20 protein-coding genes and 2 pseudogenes are annotated in these 21957 nt (G+C 62.7%); 14 read left to right on the top strand and 8 right to left on the bottom strand.

Annotated elements, in window-relative coordinates; translation table 11 throughout:
* Positions 1-137: 137 nt before the first annotated feature.
* Both CPI83_RS25915 and CPI83_RS25910 read right to left on the bottom strand, forming a co-directional pair.
* Positions 138-1259: a DUF475 domain-containing protein gene (locus CPI83_RS25915; RefSeq protein WP_003941145.1), complete on the bottom strand. Its 1122-nt coding sequence runs from the start codon at positions 1257-1259 to the stop codon at positions 138-140.
* A 137-nt stretch (positions 1260-1396) separates the two neighbouring features.
* Entirely contained in the window at positions 1397-1972 is a 576-nt protein-coding gene (locus CPI83_RS25910; RefSeq protein WP_003941199.1) for a TerD family protein, read from the bottom strand.
* A gap of 243 nt (positions 1973-2215) precedes the next feature.
* On the opposite strand from CPI83_RS25910, the gene CPI83_RS25905 reads away from it, so the two are divergent.
* The 9 genes from CPI83_RS25905 (at position 2216) to CPI83_RS25865 (ending at position 12483) form a co-directional block, all read left to right on the top strand.
* Complete coding sequence (locus tag CPI83_RS25905) at positions 2216-3361, top strand: hypothetical protein (RefSeq protein ID WP_007727045.1); 1146 nt, start codon at positions 2216-2218, stop codon at positions 3359-3361.
* A 92-nt stretch (positions 3362-3453) separates the two neighbouring features.
* Positions 3454-4611 carry an HpcH/HpaI aldolase/citrate lyase family protein gene (locus CPI83_RS25900; RefSeq protein ID WP_021342746.1) on the top strand — a complete coding sequence of 386 codons (1158 nt, stop codon included), beginning with the start codon at positions 3454-3456 and terminating at the stop codon, positions 4609-4611.
* Positions 4608-5897 (top strand): phosphoribosyltransferase family protein, encoded by a 1290-nt coding sequence (locus CPI83_RS25895; RefSeq protein ID WP_021342747.1) that lies wholly within the window; start codon positions 4608-4610, stop codon positions 5895-5897. The genes CPI83_RS25900 and CPI83_RS25895 overlap by 4 nt, the downstream gene beginning before the upstream one ends.
* Positions 5894-7003, top strand: coding sequence for a cysteine protease StiP family protein (locus tag CPI83_RS25890; protein WP_021342748.1), 1110 nt, complete (start codon positions 5894-5896; stop codon positions 7001-7003). Before CPI83_RS25895 ends, CPI83_RS25890 begins: the two co-directional genes overlap by 4 nt.
* Positions 7004-7059: 56 nt before the next feature.
* The gene (locus tag CPI83_RS25885) at positions 7060-7857 is read left to right on the top strand and encodes a hypothetical protein (RefSeq protein ID WP_054827728.1); all 798 of its coding nucleotides are present in this window, start codon (positions 7060-7062) and stop codon (positions 7855-7857) included.
* A 27-nt stretch (positions 7858-7884) separates the two neighbouring features.
* Positions 7885-9294 (top strand): TerD family protein, encoded by a 1410-nt coding sequence (locus tag CPI83_RS25880; protein ID WP_054187881.1) that lies wholly within the window; start codon positions 7885-7887, stop codon positions 9292-9294.
* Positions 9295-9452: 158 nt separating this feature from the next.
* Positions 9453-10346, top strand: coding sequence for an SGNH/GDSL hydrolase family protein (locus tag CPI83_RS25875; RefSeq protein WP_042922710.1), 894 nt, complete (start codon positions 9453-9455; stop codon positions 10344-10346).
* A 40-nt stretch (positions 10347-10386) separates the two neighbouring features.
* Positions 10387-11943: a TerD family protein gene (locus CPI83_RS25870; RefSeq protein ID WP_052417026.1), complete on the top strand. Its 1557-nt coding sequence runs from the start codon at positions 10387-10389 to the stop codon at positions 11941-11943.
* An 84-nt stretch (positions 11944-12027) separates the two neighbouring features.
* Positions 12028-12483: a TerB family tellurite resistance protein gene (locus CPI83_RS25865; RefSeq protein WP_003941110.1), complete on the top strand. Its 456-nt coding sequence runs from the start codon at positions 12028-12030 to the stop codon at positions 12481-12483.
* 56 nt (positions 12484-12539) lie between these two features.
* On the opposite strand, the gene CPI83_RS25860 is transcribed toward CPI83_RS25865, so the two are convergent.
* The gene (locus CPI83_RS25860) at positions 12540-13061 is read right to left on the bottom strand and encodes a 2-oxo-4-hydroxy-4-carboxy-5-ureidoimidazoline decarboxylase (RefSeq protein WP_097387934.1); all 522 of its coding nucleotides are present in this window, start codon (positions 13059-13061) and stop codon (positions 12540-12542) included.
* A 405-nt stretch (positions 13062-13466) separates the two neighbouring features.
* Between CPI83_RS25860 and CPI83_RS25855 the strand changes: the two genes are divergently transcribed.
* Together CPI83_RS25855 and CPI83_RS31260 are read left to right on the top strand one after the other, a co-directional pair.
* Positions 13467-13799 carry a hypothetical protein gene (locus CPI83_RS25855; protein WP_097387933.1) on the top strand — a complete coding sequence of 111 codons (333 nt, stop codon included), beginning with the start codon at positions 13467-13469 and terminating at the stop codon, positions 13797-13799.
* A gap of 271 nt (positions 13800-14070) precedes the next feature.
* Positions 14071-14721 carry a hypothetical protein gene (locus CPI83_RS31260; protein WP_229757064.1) on the top strand — a complete coding sequence of 217 codons (651 nt, stop codon included), beginning with the start codon at positions 14071-14073 and terminating at the stop codon, positions 14719-14721.
* A 185-nt stretch (positions 14722-14906) separates the two neighbouring features.
* Here the strand turns inward: CPI83_RS31260 and CPI83_RS31425 are convergent.
* Positions 14907-15028: pseudogene (locus CPI83_RS31425) on the bottom strand (IS3 family transposase); the annotation flags it as partial.
* A 128-nt stretch (positions 15029-15156) separates the two neighbouring features.
* Here CPI83_RS31425 and CPI83_RS25835 point away from each other — a divergent pair.
* Positions 15157-16287, top strand: coding sequence for a lipase family protein (locus CPI83_RS25835; RefSeq protein ID WP_097387932.1), 1131 nt, complete (start codon positions 15157-15159; stop codon positions 16285-16287).
* 744 nt (positions 16288-17031) lie between these two features.
* Here CPI83_RS25835 and CPI83_RS25830 read toward each other — a convergent pair.
* Both CPI83_RS25830 and CPI83_RS25825 read right to left on the bottom strand, forming a co-directional pair.
* Positions 17032-17523 carry a DUF6301 family protein gene (locus CPI83_RS25830; RefSeq protein ID WP_020968329.1) on the bottom strand — a complete coding sequence of 164 codons (492 nt, stop codon included), beginning with the start codon at positions 17521-17523 and terminating at the stop codon, positions 17032-17034.
* Between the two features lie 118 nt (positions 17524-17641).
* Positions 17642-18868 (bottom strand): MFS transporter, encoded by a 1227-nt coding sequence (locus tag CPI83_RS25825; protein WP_070387118.1) that lies wholly within the window; start codon positions 18866-18868, stop codon positions 17642-17644.
* Between the two features lie 311 nt (positions 18869-19179).
* Here CPI83_RS25825 and CPI83_RS25820 point away from each other — a divergent pair.
* Positions 19180-19383: pseudogene (locus CPI83_RS25820) on the top strand (lipid-transfer protein); the annotation flags it as partial.
* Here the strand turns inward: CPI83_RS25820 and CPI83_RS25815 are convergent.
* Both CPI83_RS25815 and CPI83_RS25805 read right to left on the bottom strand, forming a co-directional pair.
* Positions 19383-20204 (bottom strand): HAD-IIB family hydrolase, encoded by an 822-nt coding sequence (locus tag CPI83_RS25815; RefSeq protein WP_157920628.1) that lies wholly within the window; start codon positions 20202-20204, stop codon positions 19383-19385. The pseudogene CPI83_RS25820 and the gene CPI83_RS25815 overlap by 1 nt on opposite strands.
* Positions 20205-20839: 635 nt before the next feature.
* A complete protein-coding gene (locus CPI83_RS25805) occupies positions 20840-21388 on the bottom strand; it encodes an AAA family ATPase (protein WP_097387929.1) in 549 nt (182 codons plus the stop codon).
* 334 nt (positions 21389-21722) lie between these two features.
* Here CPI83_RS25805 and CPI83_RS30790 point away from each other — a divergent pair, with 334 nt between their 5' ends.
* Positions 21723-21863 (top strand): hypothetical protein, encoded by a 141-nt coding sequence (locus CPI83_RS30790; protein ID WP_157920627.1) that lies wholly within the window; start codon positions 21723-21725, stop codon positions 21861-21863.
* The last annotated feature ends 94 nt before the right edge of the window (positions 21864-21957 follow it).

Raw genomic sequence — 21957 nt, 5'->3', positions numbered from 1 at the left:
CAATTGTTCACCCGCAGGCTGAATTTGGCGCGCGGCTGAACAATTGGCGCGCGGCTGGGAATGCAGAGAGTTTCAATTCAGGCATAACAAACAAAACGCCCGCAACCAATTGGTCGCGGGCGTTTCGAAAAAGAACGTCAGACAGTTGCCGGAGTGTTCTCGTCCAACTTCGGATCTGCGTTCGCGATTCGCTTGTTGCGAATGAGGCTGCTGATGAAAGCAGCGCCGATCAAGAAGACACCGACCAGGCCGGTGATGATCTCGTTGATGTGAACGCCGATGGACACCATCAAGATGACGGCCAGAGCGCCGATGGCCCAGTGCGCACCGTGCTCGAGGTAGACGTAATCGGAGAGCGTGCCCTTGCGGACCAGGAAGACCGTGATGGAACGGACGAACATCGCGCCGACGAAGCCGAGGCCGAGGGCGATGATGATCGGGTCTGCTGTGATGGCGAATGCGCCGATGACGCCGTCGAAGGAGAAGGACGCGTCGAGGACCTCGAGGTAGAGGAACAGGAAGAAGCCGGCCTTACCGGTCGCTTTCGCGAGCTGCGTGGGGCCGCCGGACTTGGCGGTTTCTTCCTCTTCGCCTTCTTCCGGCAGATTGAACAGTTCACCCAATCCGTTGACCGCGATGTAGGTGATCATGCCCAGAACGCCCGAGATCATGACGGTGGAGACCTTGTCGTCAGCGGCGAGGAAAGAACCACTGAGAACCAGGACGATGCCGGCCACGACGACGGAGAGCTGATCGAGCTTGCCGATGCGAGCGAGCGGCTTCTCCAGCCAGGACAGCCAGGTGATCTCACGCTCTTCGAAGATGAATCCGAGGAAGAGCATCAGCAGGAACATGCCACCGAAGGCAGCGATCTGCGGGTGAGCGTCGGTGAGGATGGTTTCGTAGCTCGGCTCGCCGTTGGCGAAGTACGCGGCGTCGTCCGCAGGCGGGTTCAGTGCGAGGTCGAGTGCAGCTACGGGTCCGAGACCGGATGCAGCCCAGACGATCACGAGCGGGAACACCAGACGCATACCGAAGACGGCGATGATGACGCCGATGGTGAGGAAGATCTTCTGCCAGAATTCACTCATTCTTTGCAGAACAGTGGCGTTGATGACGGCGTTGTCGAAGGAAAGCGAGATTTCCAGAATCGACAGGATGATGACGAGGAACAGTGCCTCGGGTCCGCCGTAGATGAACGCAACGATCATCGCGAGGATCGAAATTGCGATGGATAAACCGAATATTCGCAGTACCACGGAGCGTGGCCCTTTCTAGTTGGTCAATGCAGAGTGGTTACTGCAAGCGGTCTCTCACCGCATCCGAACGTGAAAACGGGGAGGGTTCCACAGACTACTGCGGAACCTTCCCCGAGTCAGCTCGTCGAGAGCGAAGATCAGACGTTGACGCCGTAATCGCGCGCGATGCCCGCGAGGCCGGACGCGTAGCCCTGGCCGATTGCGCGGAACTTCCACTCTGCACCGTTGCGGTACAGCTCACCGAAGACCATGGCGGTCTCGGTGGAAGCGTCCTCGGAGAGGTCGTAACGAGCGAGCTCGTTGCCGTTCGACTTGTCGACGACGCGGATGTACGCGTTGCGGACCTGGCCGAAGGACTGCGAGCGAGCTTCTGCGTCGTAGATCGAAACGGGGAAGACAACGCTCTCGACCTCGGCAGGAACCGCTGCGAGGTTCACGTCGATCTGCTCGTCGTCGCCTTCGCCTTCGCCGTCCGTGTTGTCACCCTTGTGCTCGATCGAGCCGTCGGGCGAGCGGAGGTTGTTGAAGAAGATGAAGTGCTGGTCGGAGAGGACCTTCTTGTTCGAGCCTGCGCCGATTGCGCTGGCGTCGAGGTCGAAAGCAGCTCCGGTGGTGGAACGTGCGTCCCAGCCCAGGCCGACGACCACTGCAGTCAGGTTCGGGGCCTCCTTCGTGAGAGAGACATTGCCGCCTTTGGTCAAGCTGACGCCCATTCAGGGGTCCTTTCAAGAGGAGAGACAAGGCCCACTACGACGCGAAGTCGTCTTGGGAGTGTGTTTACCTCCACCACCCTAACCGCAGTTCCGGTGTGTTCGCCGTAACAGCAGAATTACGAACCGAGAAGCTAAGTGCTGGACCCGTAGGATTCAATCGTGGTGGGAAGATGGTCGGAGCGCTTCAATCGGGGGGCAAGAGTGGGGGAGTCGGTCAGTCGTGCGCGGGAGGCGCAGACGGCCATGGTTTCGGCGTTCCTCGACATGGACAAGCGGCAGACCATCGCGTCGGCAGCAGTCGACGCTTCCGCCGAGCTGTACCCCGAGCGAGGGCTGCGCGCTGCGTGGGAACCCGTTCGGGATCGGTGCTTCCAGGCTGCGTCGGACTACCTCGACACATCCGAGCGCTATGGCAACGATCAGGTACTCCACCAGAACCCGAACGGTGCTCGGGCGGCGTTCGAAAAGTCGGTAGCCGAACTCGTCGAGGCGGCAAAGGGCGTCGACGCCTTCTACAACGGGCATCGTGCGCACCTCGAGCAGGCGACGGTCACGATGTCCGCCATTCCCGTCCTCGGCCAACAGGCCCGAACCCTGGCGAACGCCGTCCGGGAAAAACTGGCTGCCACCGATCAGCGCTATCGCGAGTACCCGTCGGTGGTGACGGCCTCCGAACACCTCGACGACGCGGTTGCAGCGCTCGACAATGCGCGCTCATCCGGTCGCGCCGACGCAGTCCGCACGCGGGCCGAGAGTGTCCGCGAAGCGGTATCGGCGCTCGAGGAAGCATTGGCAGAAGCCCCGTCGACCCAGCACCGTGCCGAGATGACGATCTCCTCCGTTTCGACCAGGTTGTCGGCAGTGCGCACTCGAGTGGACCGCCTGGATCCGGCGTACTCCGCATTGCTGCGCGAGTTCAACGCCGCGAGTTCCGCTGACCTCGTCGACAACAGCAGTCGCAGCCGAGCGCATATCGATCAGGCCGACATCGATCTCAAGGAAGCGAAGCAGTCGCTGGCTGCGGGAAACCCCGAACATGCACTGGCTTTGATGGCCGAAGCCCGCGTGCACCTCGCCGACGCCGAAGCGTGTGCCGACGCCGTGACGGACCGTCTCGCTACTCTGCGTGCAGTCCGGGCAGATCCGAGCCAAAAGGAACGTGAGGTTCGTTTCCGGCTGAAAGACGCCCAGATGTTCGCTGTTAACCAAGGGTTGGTGGCGGAGTGGGGCTCCGTACTCGATGCTCAACTAGCAAGGATCGAGCGAGCGAGTGCGTCACTGTCGGGAACTCATCCGGACTACTGGTCGTATGTATTACAGCTGGACTCGGTATCGACGTTCATCACCGAAGTTGTCGAGAAGATGCGGGCGCGAGCCGGCAAAAACTGAATGGTCGGGCCGATCGGGGGATCGGAGTTGCTCGACGCGTTGTCACAGGGGGTCGTTTCATGGACTTGATTGCGGTTACAGAGAGAAGAGAAATGCAGCACTTTCAACATCTCGAGGATGACGTGCGGGAGCAACTGTTCCTGCATGCGCCTCGATCGTTCGCGGATTCCGACGAGAGGGATCTGCTCGCGATTGCTCTGGGTGCAACTCTCTACGTTCCTGCCACCCGAGCCGGGTTGGCCGACATCGTGGTCAAGCGTGCGTCCGAAGGCGTCAGCTCGATGGTGCTCGATCTCGAGGACGCCGTCGCTGATCACGAGGTCGAATCGGCGCGGGCAAACGCGGTTGACGCTCTCGACAAGATCGCGTCCACCGACGCCGTCGGCATGCTGCTGTTCGTGCGGGTTCGTGAAGTCGCGGACATCCACAAGGTCGCCGCGTCGTTGACCGAGGGGCGCGCCGCGCTCACCGGGTTCGTCATCCCGAAGTTCGGCAGCGAGTCTGGCCCCGTGTTTCTCGACGCCGTCGCGGACGCATCCGAGCTGCTGGGTAAGCATCTCTACGCGATGCCGGTACTCGAATCACCCGCGCTGGTTCACCGCGATACACGTGATCTCGAATTGCGCACCATCAGTGGGATTCTCGCGCAACACCGCGAGCGCATCCTTGCCGTCCGCATCGGCGCCACCGACATGTGCAGCACCTTCGGTATCCGCCGCGACCGCGATCTGACCATCTACGACGTGCGCGTGGTTGTCGACGTCATCGCCGACATCGTCAACTACCTCGGCCGCGCCGACGGTTCGGGTTTTGTCATCACCGGGCCGGTGTGGGAGTACTTCGCCGATCACGAACGCATGTTCCGGCCGATGCTGCGCGCCACCCCGTTCGAGGAACACGACGCCGTCCGGTTCCGTCAGCATCTCGTCAGCCGCGACCTCGACGGTCTGCTCCGTGAGATCGCGCTGGACCGCGCCAACGGAATCCAGGGCAAGACGGTCATCCACCCGTCGCACGTCGCGGCGGTCAATGCACTGTCCGCGGTCACGCACGAGGAATATCACGATGCCCTCGACATTCTCGGTGCCGACGCCGGGGGAGTGCAGGCCTCCGGCTACCGGAACAAGATGAACGAGATGAAGCCGCATCGCAATTGGGCCCATCAGACTGCGCTCCGCGCTCACGTGTTCGGTGTGACCAACAAGGGCATCACGTTCGTCGAGTTGCTGACGGCGTTGGTCGATCGATGACAGAGGTTGTCCAGTCCCGGGACGTTCCCTGGGCTACAGCAGAATTCGGCTTGGACCTCGTTCACGGTGATTCGTCGCTCGGGCATTCGGTGCCCGATCTGGTGATCCCGGGTCTTCGGCGGAATCCGCGTCGCGCTCACCTGCTGGTGTCCACTGTGCTGGGAAAGCACGTGCCCACCGAGCCGTCCGTGGTCATCGGTGCTGCCGACGACCTCGGCGATCTGGTGCGGACAACCCTCGGTGAGGGTGTCGACGTCGTCGTTCTCGGGTTTGCCGAAACCGCAACAGGTTTGGGTCATTGCGTTGCGGCCCGTCTGCGCGCTCACTGCTACCTGCACTCGACTCGTCGCGACGTACCCGGTGCTACGACGCTCGCCGGGTTCGAGGAGGGACACTCGCACGCCACGAGCCATCTGATGCAGCCGACGTCAGCCGAGCTGTTCGAGAACGACCTGCCACTGGTCCTCGTCGACGACGAGATCTCCACCGGCGCCACCGCGATCGATGCCATCCGGGCACTGCACGGGCAATGCCCGCGCAGCCGCTATGTCGTGGCCTCGCTGGTGGACATGAGAACCGAGGAACACCGAGCCGCCAGCGAAGCCGCGGCCACGGAACTGGGTGTACGAATCGACTACGTCTCTCTCGCTTCGGGTTCGACGGTCCTGCCCGACGGCCTGACCGAGCGCGTCACGGCGCTGGATGCTCCGGCTCTCAACCCGATCGGTGATCGCCTCGGCACGCTGTCTCGGATGGATCTGCCGTGGCCCGCGCAAGTCCCCGACGGAGGCCGGCACGGTTTTCTCGATGGCGACACCGCGGCATTCGAGTCAGCCGTCGAGGCAGCGGTGTCCATTCTCGGATCGTCGATCGACGCGTCGCGTGCTGTGATCGTGATCGGTCACGAGGAGTTGATGTACCTGCCACTGCGCATCGCCGCGGGCTTGGAAAGCTCTGGGCGAGCGGTTCGGTACCAGACCACGACGCGTTCACCCGCCTACGTCGTCGACGTGCCGGGATACCCGCTGCGTCGCGGGTTCACCTTTCCGGCACCGGAACTGGGCGAGAACGAACCCCGATACGTCTACAACGCGCAGTGGCCTGACGCGGCGGTCGACGCCCTTGCCTTGCTCGTCGTGGACGAGCCCGCCGATACCGATCGGTTGACGGCGATGGACGGGGTGATCGAGGTGTTACGGAACTCCGGCACCGACGTCCTGGTCGCCACCGTTCGCGGGGCCGATCCGTCGGCGCTGCGAGAATCCAGAGCAGGAGGCTCGTCATGAACGAACCATTGGTCGGGCCCGAATTCGGTTCGTACGCGCCGGGCGAAGTGAAGTGGCTGCTCAAGGATCTTTCGCACGTGGATCTCGAAGCGGATGTATCCGTGCGCGAGAAGCGTATTCAATCGGGTGAGGCGCACTATGCCGAGTCTCTTCCCATCGAGTACCAACCCGATCAGGCATACCGGGATCTGTTCGAGACGGTGCTCGCCGAGAGCGCTCCACGGTTGGCGCGCGCTGTCGGAACCGTGATGGACCTGGTGCTGGCCGAGCGGGGGAGTGACATCACGCTGGTCTCACTCGCCCGGGCCGGAACACCGATCGGGATTCTGATGCGGCGCTGGGCCCAGCAGACCCGCGGGCTGACGTTGCCGCACTACGCGGTGTCCATCGTCCGCGGCAAGGGCATCGATTCCGTCGCACTCGATTATCTTGCGCACCATCACGACTCGGAGAACGTCGTCTTCGTCGACGGCTGGACAGGTAAGGGCGCCATCGCCCGCGAACTCGACGCAGCGTTGACGGAGTACCACGAGGCAGGCGGAGCGAAGTTCGACTCCGATCTGGCTGTTCTCGCCGACCCCGGCCACTGCGTGCGAACCTACGGAACCCGCGACGACTTCCTGATCGCGTCGGCGTGCCTCAATTCGACGGTGTCCGGCTTGGTCTCACGAACAGTCCTCAATGACACCCTCATCGGGCCCGGCGATTTCCACGGCGCCAAGTTCTACGCCGACCTCGCCGACGTCGACGTCTCCAATCGGTTGCTCGACGTGGTCTCGGCCGAGTTCGATTCAGTTCGCGGCGACGCAGCGGATTCTCTTGCTGCAGTGCTCGATTCCGATCGGACGCCGACCTGGGCCGGCTGGGAGTCGGTGGAGAAGGTGCAAGCCGAGTACGGGATCTCGACGGTCAACTTCGTCAAACCAGGTGTCGGAGAAACAACCAGGGTGTTGCTGCGCCGGCTCCCCTGGAAGGTTCTGGTGCGTGAACTCGACGCCCCGGAGCATGCACACATTCGGTTGTTGGCGCAGGCCCGCGGGGTTCCGGTCGAGGTGGTACCCGACCTCGCCTACTCGTGTGTCGGGCTGATCAAGGACATCACGTGAGCCGTGCGGACACCGCTGCGTCCCAGGTCCTGATCGCCACGGATCTGGACCGCACGATGATCTATTCGCAGGCCGCGATCGGCGGCGATCCCAGTGGCTCCGACCTGGATTCGGCGCCGAGCCCGCTGTGCGTCGAGTACTACAACGGCGGTCCGCTCTCGCACATGAGCGTCGAATCGATCGAACTGCTGACTGCGCTCAGCTCGCGGGTTCCGGTGATTCCGACAACGACCCGGACCATCGCACAGTTTCAGCGGATCGATCTCCCCGGCGGACCGTGGAAGTACGCGATCACGAGCAACGGCGGAAACATCCTGGTGGACGGCGAAGCCGATCGCGAGTGGCGAAACGAGATCGACCGTTCGACCCGCAAGGCCGGCGCCGAGTTGCCGCAGGTTCAGGCGGAACTGGAATCGCGCATCGACTCGAGTTGGGTCAGCTCCATTCGTGTTGCCGACGATCTGTTTCCGTACCTGGTCGTCGATCTGGCCGTGATGCCGAGTGAATTCGAGACCGAATGGAATCACTGGTGTGTGGCGCGGGGCTGGAACGTCTCTCGTCAAGGCCGGAAGATCTACACGATGCCCGACGCTGTCTCGAAGTCACGCGCGCTGGCAGAGGTGCGCCGCAGACTGGTCGAGTCGGGTGATCTGGATCAGTCCGCCGTCGTGATCTCGGCTGGTGACGGCGCATTGGATGCGGACATGCTCGAATACTCCGATTTCGCGATCAGGCCCAGGCACGGTGAGCTGGAAGAACTGAATTGGCAACGGCCGACCGTTACTGTGACAGAAAGGTCCGGTATCGCAGCGAGCGCGGAGATCTTGCGGTGGTTCTCTTCCGCGCTCGGGTAATACACGCTCTCTATGAAGGGGATTTAGTTGTCTGTATCGCTTGCCAAAGGGCAGAACGGCCCGTTGGACGTCTCGGATGTAGTTGTCTCGGTTCAGCTGGCTGCGGCCGCTGACCTGTCTGCACTCCTCGTGACGAGCAACGGAAAAGTTCGTTCCGACGCCGACTTCGTCTTCTTCAACCAGCCGACCGGACCCGGCGTGCAATTGGTACCCAACCCGGGTGGCATTGCCTCACTCCGAGTCTCACTCGCCGGCGTACCCGCCGATATCGAGCAGGTTCGCGCCGTCATCACGCTCGACGACGCTTCGTCGAACTTCGGGCGCACTGCTGCACCGACCGCTCGGGTCTCCGATGCGGCCGGGAACGTGTTGTACGAGTACGTGATCGACGGCCTCACCACCGAGTCCATCGTCATCGCGCTCGAGGTGTACCGACGCCAGGGTGCATGGAAGGTGCGCGCCGTCGGCCAGGGGTACGCGGGTGGATTTGCCGCGCTGGTCACCGATCATGGTGTGTCCGTCGACGATGCACCACCGCCGCCTCCCACTCCGGTCGCGGCTCCGGCGCCGATCACCCCGCCCTCGTCCGTCGCTCCTACACCGCCGGCGTACAACCAGCCGCCGCAGCAGCAGCCTTCGTACAACGCGCCGCCGGTTCCGCCGGCCCCGCCCGCGTACAACCAGCCGCCGGCCTACAACCAGGGACCGACGCCGCCGGCCTACCCGCCGGCGCAGCAGCCTGCCTACAACCAACAGCCTGCGTACAACCAGCAGCCGACGTACAACCAGGCGCCCCCGGCGCCTCCCGTGCAGAACCAGCCGCCGGCCCAGCAGCCCGAGGTGAGCCTGGTCAAGGGACGCCCCGTCAGCCTGACCAAGGGACAGAAGGTCACACTCCGCAAGGAGGGCGGCGTCGCGCTCACCATGATCCAGATGGGTCTGGGTTGGGATCCGATCAAGAAGAGCGGCCTGTTCGGAAGCCGTACCGCCGATGTCGACCTCGACGCTTCGGCACTCCTGTACGCCGACGGCAACCTCGTCGACGTCTGCTACTACGGTCAGTTGACGTCCAAGGACGGCTCGGTCCGTCACATGGGTGACAACCTGACCGGCGACGGAGACGGCGACGACGAGGTCATGCTCGTCGATCTTCAGCGGGTCCCGGCTCACGTGACCACCGTGATCTTCACCGTGACCTCGTACCGCGGACACACGTTCGAGCAGGTCTCCAACGCTTTCTGCCGTCTCGTGGACAGCACCACCAACTCCGAGCTCGCTCGATACACGCTCCAGGGCGGCATGGCTTTCACCGGAATGGTGATGGCAAAGGTGTACCGCGTGAACGGTGAATGGAAGCTGCAGGCCATCGGTGAAGGTATCCAGGCCAAGCACGCAGGAGAAGCTGCGCCGCAGCTGGGCCGTTTCCTCACTGCTTGAGTCGAGACTGCATACTCGAGATGAATCCGGTTCGGCGGTAGGTGATTTCGATCGCCGTCCGTCGAACCGGACATCGTTTCCCCCTCTGTGCGTTAACCTCATGCGGCATGTCGAGCCGTCAGTCGAGCGGCCGTGCGCGAGAGGACTTGGCACAGTAGATGATCATTCGAGGGAAACTTCTCGGTCGGGCGGCGGCCGTCGCAGGCGTTGTGCTGGCGCTCGTGAGCACCGGAATCGCGCAGGCTTCGGTGCCCCAGTCGGAAACTCGGTCAGGAGTATCCGGCACCGGGATCAAGTACGTCGCCCTCGGTGACTCCCGTGCCTCCGGTCCAAGGCTGGAACCGATGTACCCCGACGCCTGTTCGCGTTCGTACGAGAACTTCGCGGGCAAGATCTCTCGGGCACTCGAGGTCGCGGAGTTCACCGACGTCTCTTGCAGCGCGGCACGCGCCGAGAACATCATCGACACTCCACAGCTGATTCCGAACTACTGGCCTGTCCAACTCGATGCCGTTCACCCGGACACCGACCTGATCACCATCTCGATCGGCGGCAACGACTCCAACAGCATCTTCCTCGGCCCCCTGTGCGTCGCTCCGGGGCCAGGAACCGATCGTGGATGCCGGTACGACCCGCTCGCGAATTCCGTCGCCCAATCCGGAATCGACCGGGCTGCCGGAGAATTGGATCGCATCCTGACTGCGGTCACGCAGCGCGCGCCTAACGCTCGCATCTACCTGATCGGTGAGGGCGGCATGATCTCCTCTCGCGGATGCTGGCCGAACATTCCGTTCTCAGACGCCGACGCATCCTGGTTCATGGACTACTTCGCTCGCTACAACACGAAGTTCGACGAGGTGGCCCACGCCCACGGTGTGCGCACTGTCGACATTGCGGCGGCGAGCATCGCCGGCGGGCACGACGCATGTGCGAGTGCAGATCAGCGTTGGTTCGAAGGCCTGTTCTCGGAGTCGACGGCGCAGCGCTTGCACTTCACGGACGCTGGGATGACCGCGGTGGCCGATCTAGTGGTGGCGGACGTGCAAGGCTGACCGAGAGAGCCCGGTCATGGCATAGTTCGCTGCTGTGGGTATGACTTTTGTTCCCGGACAGAACGCGCCGCTGCAGGCGCCCGTGGTGACGTTTCGAGCCGAGAGCCAGACGCCGTTCGACGTGTCGGCGCTGGTAGCGGACGCGAACCTGCGGGCATTGACGTCCGCGGACTTCGTGTTCTACAACCAACCATCCACCGCTGGAGTGCAACTCGACCAGAGCGGCATCCGGGTGGAACTCGATCGACTTCACCCCGATGCCGCGGCCGTGTTGTGCATCGTCAGCGTGGATCCGGCAGCGACGGCCGCGGGCGCCTTTCGCACGGCCGGGCTCTCCGCCACCCTGAGCGATCAATCCGGTTCGGTCCTGGCCGAATTCGCGATCCCCACCGCAGGTACCGAGACAGCGGTCATCTGCTGGGAGCTGTACCGAAAGTCCAGTGCCTGGAAGATTCGGGCCGTAGGGCAGGGCTATGCGGGTGGTCTGGCGGAACTGATCTCGGTGCACGGCGTCGAGGTGGACGACGAGCCGGCACAACCAGGCCCGACAGCTGCGCCCGAGTGGGACTCCGCCGTGGAGCCGTTGGAGGTGGGCCGCGGCCTCGAGCGTGCGTGGATGATCTTCGAGGACGCCTCGCGTTCTGCCGCTTCCTTCGTCTCCAGCAGCGAGTACGCGCTTGCCCGTTTGGACGAGGATCTGACCGCAGCCGTCGCAGATCCGTCGTTGCGGAACTCGGCAGCGGGAGTGGCGGCGCGCGATGCCGCACAGAAGCGTCACGACGACCTCGTCTCACTCGCGCGGGACAATCACGCCCGCGACAGCGCTCAGCTTGCGCACGAACTCGGCGTGATCGACGGCGTGCTCCCACGGTCGATGGCGTCGTGGAAGTCGGTGTCCTGGGCGGGTACAACCGATCCGGCCCAGATCACGGCCGTCAGCGACGGAATGCGTCTTGGCGAGCTGTCGGCTCCGGACCGCGGCACACTCACCGTTCCCTACTGCGTCCCGTTGCCACTGCGCCGGCCGATCTGGGTGGACAGTACGTCGAGCAAAGCAGCGCTCGGTCTGATCAGTGCCGTCACCGTGCGCGTCATGGCCGCCGGCCCGATGCCGCTACTCGACGTCGTCGACCTGACCGGCTCGCTCACGCCACTGACCGACCGACTGGCACCGATGCTCGCGGGGCCGGTCATCACCGCTCACACCGAGATCTCGGCGCGCTTGCGGGCACTGGCCGAGGCCGTCGACATGGGCGAACTCGCGCGAATGAGTGGTGTCGCAGATGGCCCGAGTTCCCTGCGCCTGTTGATCCTCAGCGATTTCCCGCACGGATACTCCGCCGAAGACGCACAGACCATCATGTTCCTCGCTGAACGCGGGCCGGCAATCGGTTTGTCGATACTGATTGTCGGAGAGGATGAGTCGAACTTCGCGGAAGAATCCGTCGCCGCGCTGTCCGAGGGGTGCCAACATCTTTCGGCAGCAGGGCAGACGGAGGTTCACGATCCGTGGACCCGCACGCAATGGCACTTCACCCCGGACGTGCTCGACCCGATCTCCGAGTCGCGAATTCTGGCAGTGTTCGACCGCACCTAGCGGCCGATGGCGGATTGCCGAGCGCACAGGCAGAGTGGTGGTACGACCACGCGCGGTGTGTGGCGGCAATACTCGAGGAGACTCATGGCATTCTGGGATCAGTTGAAGGCTAAGGCTCAGGAGATGAACGGCCAGCTCAAGACAAAGACCAGCCAGTTCCAGAACAAGGAATTCAAGAACGCGAGCATGGCAATGTGCGCGTTGATCGCCGCCGCAGACGGTTCGATCGATCCGTCGGAGCGTCAGAAGACCGCCGCGCTGATCATGAGCAACGAGTCGCTCGCGGTCTTCCCGCCGGACGAGCTTCGTGAGCAGTTCGACTGGTACTGCAGCAAGCTGTCCTCGGACTACGAGTTCGGCAAGGTCGAGGCAACCGCGACCATCGCCAAGCTCAAGTCGAAGCAGGATCAGGCCCGCGCAGTCATCCAGATCGGCATCATCATCGGCGGCGCGGACGGCAACTTCGACGAGCACGAGCGCGGCGTCGTACGCGACATGTGTTTTGCAGTCGGAATCTCTCCGGCCGAGTTCGATCTCTGATCGATTCAGAGCATGAAAGCGGGTGCGGCGCGAAAGCGCTGCACCCGCTCTTCTTTTCAGTACTCGGGATAACCGTCCTCGGGTCCCAGCATGCGCTCGATCCTCGTCCGCGTGATCTTGGCGAGCTCGTCGACGCAGACCTTGCGCTCGACGGACCGTTCGTTGGACATGCGCTGGCCGATGTTCTCGAGCAGGTCGTCGGCGTCGTGGCCGTGCGAACACCACAGATACCGGAAGCCGAAGTTCCGCTCGTACTCCTCGCCGGCGCGATAGATGGTTGCCATGACGGCGTCGTCCGGAACCCAGATCGAGCATTGCTCGAGGTGGGACGGCACGCTGTTCCTACGGACGCCGACCCGTGGATGGCATTGCAGGGCGCGTTCGACGTCCTCGTCCGAGAGGTTGAGAATCGCGTCCTCGGCGCGCGAGAGGATCTCCGCGTGATCGGCGAACGGACGTCCGTCGCTGACCCACCCGGCCCACGTCAGCGAGCAGCAGCACTCGAACAATGCGTGAACTGCCTTCTGCCGCGGTAGTTCGTTGAAGCGCTCCAACCCGATCGATTGATGTAGCAGCATGTGACCTCCCGGCCCGTTGTGCCTTCAGGCGCGCTCGACATGCCGCGCGGTAACCAGATGCGCGACCATTTCGATAATCCGCCGCTTCACCTGGGAAAGGAAGGTTTGCTCACCGAGTTTTCAGGTTCTTAACGCGGCGTAACGAGCTGACCCACACAACGCAGGAGCCCCACCGGCGACAACCGGCGAGGCTCCAGACCGGGACCCCTTGGAAGGAAAAGACCCGATCGTGACTGACCTTCTTCTCTGGTCGGCCCGTATCCAGCTAGGCGCTTTGCTCGCTCGGGCTCGCCATCACCAGCAAGCTCAAAACGAACACCAAGGTCGTTAATAGGGCGCTCGCTGCGAAAAAGTGCGCAGAGACCAGTTCCGCGGTCGACGTTGAGTAGTTGTACGGATTCGCGGGTGGCGCTGCGCGTGCAGGCTCAGGATGTGACCATCTGGCGGAAGATCGGCGTGTTGTTCCTTGCATTGGTCTGGACGCTCGTGGCGGCGGCCTTGGTGTTGTTCGGTCTGTGGGATTCAATCGACACGAGCTGTGACGGACCTGCGGAACGCGACATGGCCGGTGGCGGATGGCTGGTGATCGCGACGTTGTCCGTATGGTCTGGGGCATTCGTCGTCTGCGCGCTTCGTCTCCACACCGTGACTGCGGCCGTGCTCGCGACACTGTCGGTCGTATCGTCGACACTGGTCGTGGTCAACATGCTCGCCACTGCCTCGGGCCTTTGTTGGTGAATGTCTATTCGCCTTCCTGGTCGTTCACGCGTTCGGATTTTTCGATGATCGCGTGCATCGAAAAAATGCCTATACCCAACGTGATCACCCTCTCGAACTTCCCGAAAAGAACCGCGTTAAGAAATTCAGAAGTGTTGCAGGAAAACAATTTTGGTCCCGGGTTGCATAGGTGATCAAGTGCCCCGCAGATTCGTTACCCCAGTTCCGCCCGTTCTGGACAGGCTTTCGGGTTCCGCTCATTAGCCACCGTGGTCTTGGACATACTGAGGTCATGACGAGCCGAGGAGTGGTACGTAGTTGGGACGTGGGGGGTATGCAGGGCGTGATCGACTCCGCAGACACTCCGGGCGGTAGCTGGACCTCATGGACATCTGTAGTGGTCCACGGGTTCCCGGGTTTGGTCGAAGGTCAGGAAGTCGAGTTCGAATGGAATCAACTCGACGAGGCGGCAGACGGTTACGACTTTCACACCGTGCAGGCGTGGCCAGTCGGCGAGGACCACACGCCGCCGGGACCGCCCGGTTTCAGGGCTTGGGATATCGATCCCGACGGCACCGTTCACGAGGTCACCGATCTAGACATCACCGACCTCGACGATACGATCGCGCCCCCGATCGGCACCCCAGCGATCGGTGTCGTCACCACGTGGAATGGTGAGGAAGGCTGGGGAGTCATCGACTCCGCGGACACTCCGGGCGGTTGTTGGACCTTCTACAGCGCCCTACACCCCGACGAAGTCATCAACGCTCGGCCGGGCGACAGTCTCAGCATCGGCGGAGGGATCAGCGCTCTCGTCGTCGGAGAGCAGGTCGACTTCGAATGGGAGCCGGTCATCGACCAGGACGGATACAAATTTCGTGCGATCAAGGTCAGGCCGCGGCGGGATATCCCCCCGTGGCGCGTCGAACGAATCGGTAGGTAGCTCGACATCGACGGCACGTCGACGACCACCTGCCCTGCCTCGAACGCCGCGAAGCGCTCGCCAACCGCAGCCTCGAGCACCCTCGCATCAAAGTCCCACCTCACTGGCTCAACGTCGACGGACCGATCATGCTCGAGGTAGCCCTTGGGCATGCCTCTTCGTGCGCATTCGAGCCTGAAGACAACCATCAATCGTGCACCGTGCCACATCAATGCCCTCACCACGCATTTCCAGCCACACCTTGTGCGCGCCGTAGACCGAATAGTTCTCGGTATGCGCGGCTGACCTCGGCTGTAAGTTCTTCGTCGTGCACGGTCCGCTGGCCCCTCGACTGCAGGAGCGGCACCCGAAGATGGTCGAACCAGTACGCCGGCGCCGCCGGTTCGCGCAGAATGGAAGTCGGCGCAGACACCGACGAACCACGGGAGCGATGCGATGATCCGACGACGGCTCGGCCAAGCATTGATGGTGATCGCGCTCGCCTCCGCGGCCGTTTCGACCGCGCCCGTCCACGCGCAGGAACCGTCGTCAATCACGACGCCGGGCACAGTGACCGCGGTAGCTTCCCTGCCGGACTCCTTCTGGATTCCCGGCGCCGCCAACGCATCAAAGCTCACGTACTGGTCCACAGGACCGCTGAACCAACCCGCGTTGAGTACGGGCGCGCTCTTCCTGCCCCCCGGCGATCCACCCGAAGGCGGCTGGCCGGTCATCTCGTGGGCTCACGGCACTGTAGGTATTTCCGACCAGTGCGCTCCCACCGTGACCGGGACCGTCGGCAGTCCGTACCTCACGAACTGGCTCTCGCAGGGCTACGCGATCGTCGCGACCGACTACGTGGGGCTTGGCACGCCGGGAATCCACGCGTACCTGGACGGACCGTCGGCGGCGCACAGCGTGATCGACATGGTGCGTGCCGCGCGTGCGGTCGAACCGTCGCTCTCACCGCGGTGGTTGGCACTCGGACAGTCTCAGGGCGGGCAGGCCGCTATGGTCACGGCAGCGATCGCCACACGGTACGCACCCGAATTGGACTACCGGGGCGCGGTCGCGACCGGGGCGCCGTCCAATCTGGAGAACCTTGCACCACTCGTGGGGCCGGACTTTCCCCGCTTGCCACTGACCGGCAGCACCGTGTTCGTCTCGTACCTCTTGGCCGGACTCCGGGCGGCGCGACCCGATCTCGACATCGATCGCTACCTGACACCACGCGGCACGGATGCCCTGGCCCGAGCCGAAACCGACTGCTACCAGGACATGGCATCGGGCCTCGGCGACGTCACGATCGGCGATCTGGTGAACCGGCCCCTCGACGATCCCGCGGTGCTGGCTGCTGCTCGCGGCATGCTGGAGATCCCGACGACCGGGTACGCCCGGCCAGTGTTCCTCGGGCAGGGGCTGACGGACGAGATAGTGCCGGCACCGCTGGCTTTGAAACTCGCGGCCGAACTCGCCGCCAACCGCCAGCCAGTTACATTCCGCACATATCCGACCGGTCATATCGAGACGATGCGGGCAGCGCTCCCCGAAAGCCTCTCCTTCGTCCGGAATCTCTTCCAGCCGTAGGTGAATCATGCGTTTCGTGAGAGCTTGTCCGACCCACTTTTGATCCTCTCAGCACCGTCAGGAGTGCGCGGTTGACCGAGGATCTGCCGAAGCCGAGCGTCGCAGCTATGGCGTCGAGGCTCTTGCCCCCGCCGCAGGTTGGACCGTCACCGAACATCGGGAGCGAGGCGCGTCAATAACCATAGAACTCGACATCGCATGTCCTGGGGCCGCGGATCTAGACACGTACAGCGTCCAGGCGATCGACTTCGACGTTTACGGATCGCTTGGGTACACAGGAAGCTGAATCCAGCGGGCTGCCAGGGGTGTGGTTCAACGGACTGACTGATCGATTGTCGACTGAGCTTGGGCTACCTCCTCGTCGTGGGGAGGACAGCATGCGGTGGGACCTGTCTACCGTGGTGGTCACTGCCTATCGGGGGAAGCCGGACAACTTCGTGAACATTGCAAGCCCTCAATACCGAGCAGAAGAAGACCAAATCGACGAGTACATCGTCAATTAGAGCCCGACGACGAGGTGTAGCACGCAGATATCACTACAGCCACCCTATCCGCGCATACGTGTGCACCGCCCCACCTCGCCGGTCTTCAGGAAGAATTCGACTGGTCGGAGGCCGTCGACGGCATCGATCCATTCCAGCCACAGTGCGATGCGACCAGACGTACCGACTTTGACCGATCTGCTGAAATATTCTTCCTGGCAACAGAATTCGACTGAACCTGGTCAGGAGATGGCCTCGATCGCTAGTCCTCGTCCTCGTACTCCGGTTCGGGCTCATCCATCCATGACTGATATCCCGGACTCGTCAGACGCAAGTCGATCGCACTGACACTTAGGTGCAGTGAAATGACCGCTTTCGGCAGGTCCCACCGGAGAGCTGCCTTTGGTTCGGGTTCGGCGCTCGTGGCTGTCCCCAGGAGTGCGGTAAATGCCACATCGAGGTTCGTGAACCCTTCGTCCAGCAACGGGCGCACCACTGTCATGGGCGTGGCGTCATCTGCCACGTCCGTGACGAAGATCGAGATCCAATTCATTCTGTGTTGCCGCCCGAACATTATCGATTCGGGCCGACCGACACGGAGGCCGGTCCGAATCGAGGCGCCGGTTTGATCCGATTCAACGAGCTCCCATCCAGCTTGTGCGCAGAAGGGTTCGAGGTCGTCGACGGCCCAGGTCCAGTTGAATTCTGCGGCGAGGCGGGCAATGCGGGCGGCGCCCTCGATGTCGACGTGCATGCGTGGATGCTATCTGCGAGTGTCAACATGACCCGTACCTGGAACGGACGCTCCTAGGAATTACACGCTGTCAGAGAACTCGGCCGCCGCGGAGGTAGACCTGCGCTGAACGTCGAGGTCAGAGATCCCGCGCCGAGTGTCGCAGCGGCGAGAACGCCAGTGTGCCTGCCGCGATGGCGAACACGATGGTGACGCCGATCAGGGTGGGGCGTTCGCCGATCGCGCCGACCAACAGGCCTGCTGTCACGGCGCCGAGGGCGGCCATGGTGCGGTTGACGGAACGCCGGGCGGCATTCACGCGCCCGAGAAGCTCATCCGGAGTGAGCGCTTGCCAATAGCCCATCTCGTTCGCGTTCTCCGCGCCTGCCGCCAAGCCCTGCAGGCCAAGAGCTGCGAAGAGCAGGAGATGGCCAACAATTGTGTCGGTCGCGAAGGTAACGAGAAGCCAGGTGAGGGGATACAGCGAGCGGGTGAGGATGACCGTTCGTCCTGGTCCGATTCGCGTGCCGATCGCATGTGCACTGGACGCTCCGAGGAGGCTTGCGACACCGAACGTCGTCAGAAGCAAGCCGTATGTGTAGGCGCTGAACCCGAGTGAGCGGAGGGCGAAGAGAGACAGCACAGTCAACGCGGCTCCGTTGGCGAGGAACCACACGTGTGTCGATATTGCGAGTGGGTTGAGAGTGCGGTGGCGGTAGGTGAATCTCAGACCCTCACGCACTTCGTTCATCAGGTTGCGGGAGCGAGAAGCGGGTCGCGGCTCGTCTACGTCGAGACCGGAATTGAGTGCGGCATCAGCGAGATAGCTGATTGCGTCGACGGCAATCACCACGGGAGCGCCGAGCAGGCCTACGAGTGCGCCTCCGACCGTTGGCCCCAATGTCGTTGCTGCTGCGTCGGCTTGGTCGAGTCGAGCGTTTGCTTTCACCAGTTGGCTGCGTGGAACCAGTCGGGGTAACAAGGACTGCATCGCAGCGAAGCCGAACACCGAGAAGGAGCCGAACAACAGCAACACGATGACCAGGACCCAGATGTGCAGAAGGCCAGCGAGCCACAGAAGCGGAACAGTGCCGAGTGCTACCGCTCGACCGACGCTGGCCCACACTAGGATTGGCTTTCGCCGCCACCGATCGACGTAAACCCCCGCGAACAACCCGAGCACCGCATAAGGAATCAACTGAGCCGCGTTCACCATACCGACTTCGAAGGGCGTCGCGTCTAGAAGCTGCACTACCAAAATGGGCATCGCCACCGCTGTCACCGACGAGCCGGCCGAACTGATCACCGCGGCCGTGAGGAAGCGGCGAAATGATGAACGATTGACGGCCGGAGAAACCTCACTCATTGCTTCTACTCACGATGCCGCCACATGTCCGACTCCGCAGGTCCGTCCCATGAAGGGGACTGTAGTCGAGCACTCCCGATATGGTGCTGAACCCGAGACTGTTGTTTGGCATTGCGAAGTTGACAGAAGTACTCGACATGGTGACAGGGGGGGCGACTCTACCGATTCGAGGGAAGGCATCACCATGATCGAAACAGGCTCTCCCACACGCATTTTCGTGATGCCCCGCACTGAAGAACGCGACGGGTACGAGAATGAGTGCTTCACCCATTGCGTCCAAGGCATGTTCCACCGCTGGATGTCAGGGCACCACAGGATCTTCGGCCCTTTTCCTCGCACGCCAAGCCGTCGCCAGCGGCACCGTCGAATGCGCATTGGCTGTCGGCTTCGAGCAGATGAAACCCGGCGCACTCAAGCGGGTCTGGGACGACCGCCCAGCGCCGATGTTCCGTTTCGACGATCTGATGACCGAGATCCAAGGCGTCCACGACGCGCCGCGCACAGCCCAGATGTTCTATCGGAACCATGTCGACAATGCGGTGGCAAGACCGTCCTCGGTGCCTGGTGGGCAGATCTGGTCGGCTGCGGCAAGCACGGAAGCGGGTGCGTGACCCATGGCCACGCCGTGAGCTGCCCAGTCCGGCATTTCCAGATCGTTGATGCCGTCACCGACGGCTAGGGTCCGTGTTGCGGCGACGCCCAGCTCGATGCGCAGCCTTTCCAGCATCGCCGCCTTGCTTACGCCGGCTGCGGTCAAGTCGGCCAGTGGTTCGTCTTCGTAGCACAGGCTTCGAATGCCGGGGAGGTCGAGAGCAGACAAGATTTCGGTCAGCTCCTGCCCACTGTGTCCAGGCCAGTGGATCGCTAGTCGGGTGGTCGGCGTGGTCGCAAGTTCGTCGATATCGACCAGCTCGACCTCGCCGTGGTGCATATCCGCGTCGTCGACACGGCCGGTTGCTCTGACCCCGATGCCCGGGTTCTCGGCTACGAAGATCGCGCCGGGTAGTTGTTCGCGTAGTGCCGCGATGGGAGTGCGTAAATCGAAGACCACTTGCTCCGCGATTTTCCCGGTTGCGGCATCGATCAGCACGGCCCCGTTGGAGCAGATCGCGAACCCCGTCATGATATCGAGCTCGAGTAGGAACGGTCGTGTGGCGGGGGCGAGTCTGCCGGTGCACAGCACGACGTGGGCTCCGGATCGAACAGCGGCCCGCACAGCCGATCTCACTGCGATGCTGATCGTTTCGTGCGCGAGCGGATTCGTGTCCTCCGCGACGTGCAGGGTGCCGTCAATGTCGAGGGCAATCATCATCGGGTGGCCGGATTCGAAAACCAAGGGTCATCCTTCGATAGTGTCAACTCGACAAAATTCATCGGTAGACCGTGTGTAGGTCGGTTCGGGTGCAACATACTCGAATCGGTATTCGTCGCCCAAACAGAAGCGGTGTCCGCCACGTTATCGGCACCGTCCACAGACTCGGCGGGCGCGGCATCGCATTCCGCTCCCTCACAGAAGGATTCGACACCACCGAGGACGGACGGTGGTTCCTGAGCTGCGGTCATCGGATCACGCGAGGTCGCCCGCGGCCATGAAATGCCCGAATCAGAAATGTCAGACCTGGTTAATGAACTCCCCACAAGGTGAGACGGGTTTCTCGGACACGCTGTCGATTCGACAACTGTTGAAATCGATTTCGCTCCGGAACTGTTTTCTGTCGGCGGACGAGGGTTAGCTGGTGATCTGCACTTATTTCTCAGTCACATAAGGGAACATGTCTCATCCTCCGGTGCCTCAGAAACAGCCTTGGTCTCAACAGTTCACGGCCGATTCTGAGACTGACAGCGAAATCCGAGACCGCAGTCGGCGAACCAAAGAGGGCTTTCCACTCTGGTTGGAGGGTCCCTGGCTGGTATGCCTCGTATGGCCCGCGAGATGTCCTGCAAGAACACGGTTTCCGGCGGATTGAGCCGCTACTGTGCAAAGAGTCGGAAACGGTCGTCGCGAATGGCCGCTGCCACTTGTTGGGCACTCTGTTCTTCCGCGTCGCCCGACGTGTCCAGTACATGATCGTCGAGCTCGCCGAGGTCGGAAAACTGATCCCACATCGAGAGGATTGGCCCCTCATCGATCAAGGCGCTTGGCGCGGTTCGGGCTTGGGCTCGCTTCAGCGTGACGTCGCGCTGCGGCCGGAGCACGATGTAGTGGACCGCCAAGTTCGGGTGCTGTGTCGCGTGAGTTCGGAAGTGAGGGAGCATCCACGGCCCTATGATTCCGTCGATCACCGTGGTGAAGTCGCCGCGAGCATACGTATAGGCGGCGCCGGCGATCACATCCATGACAGTCTGGTTCTGCGCATCGGACGTGGGGTCGTACGGAGGTATCGCGCCCGAAACAATGCAGTGCCAGAAGTCGTCCGTGTGCAGATGAACGCCTTTGCTGTAACCGCGGGCAAGTTTCGCGGCGAGGGTCGACTTCCCTGCCCCTGGTGGGCCGGTCAGAATGATCACTTGTGCGCTCACGCACCACAACCTATCCCTATCTCGACGGCTGAAGCACCCGATTTTCCCGGCGTAGGTCCAGTATTCTCACCGAACGACGCAGCGACGTCGTGCGTAGCTTCGCCGCCGTCGTGCTCGCGGTTTGGCCGCGAACATTACGGTCCCGAAGTCGCACCCCGCGCTGGCAGTGCGCCGCCATGCACCCGGATCGTGCGTTCTCGTGCGGGTAGTGCAATGCACGGCTGGGCGGAGAGTTTCGTGGTTGTCGACGCCGTCGAAGTCCCCTATGGCATCTCCGATGGAGATACGCCCAACCCTGGGTCAGCTTCGCCGGAAAGTCGAGTATGGTCCGGTCATGGGCCGACTCACAGAACTACTCAAGTCCGTAAGATCACTCGGATCACGCAAAGACACCGCCGCCAAGCAGGAAAAACGCGCACTGGATCGGTGGGAAAACGAAGGCGGCCCTGTCGCAGAGGATCCACGACAACGCTGACCCCGGACGAGTGCCAGCGCGCCTGGACCGATCAACCCAGCCAGAATGGGCCGCAACTACCCGATCGGCGCCGGCAGCGCAGACCTCGACGCAC

The organism is Rhodococcus sp. H-CA8f, from assembly GCF_002501585.1.
GTDB classification, from domain to species: Bacteria; Actinomycetota; Actinomycetes; order Mycobacteriales; family Mycobacteriaceae; genus Rhodococcus_F; species Rhodococcus_F erythropolis.
The sequence above is the reverse complement of the archived record's forward strand: the minus strand, read 5'-3'. Positions and strand labels throughout refer to the sequence as shown.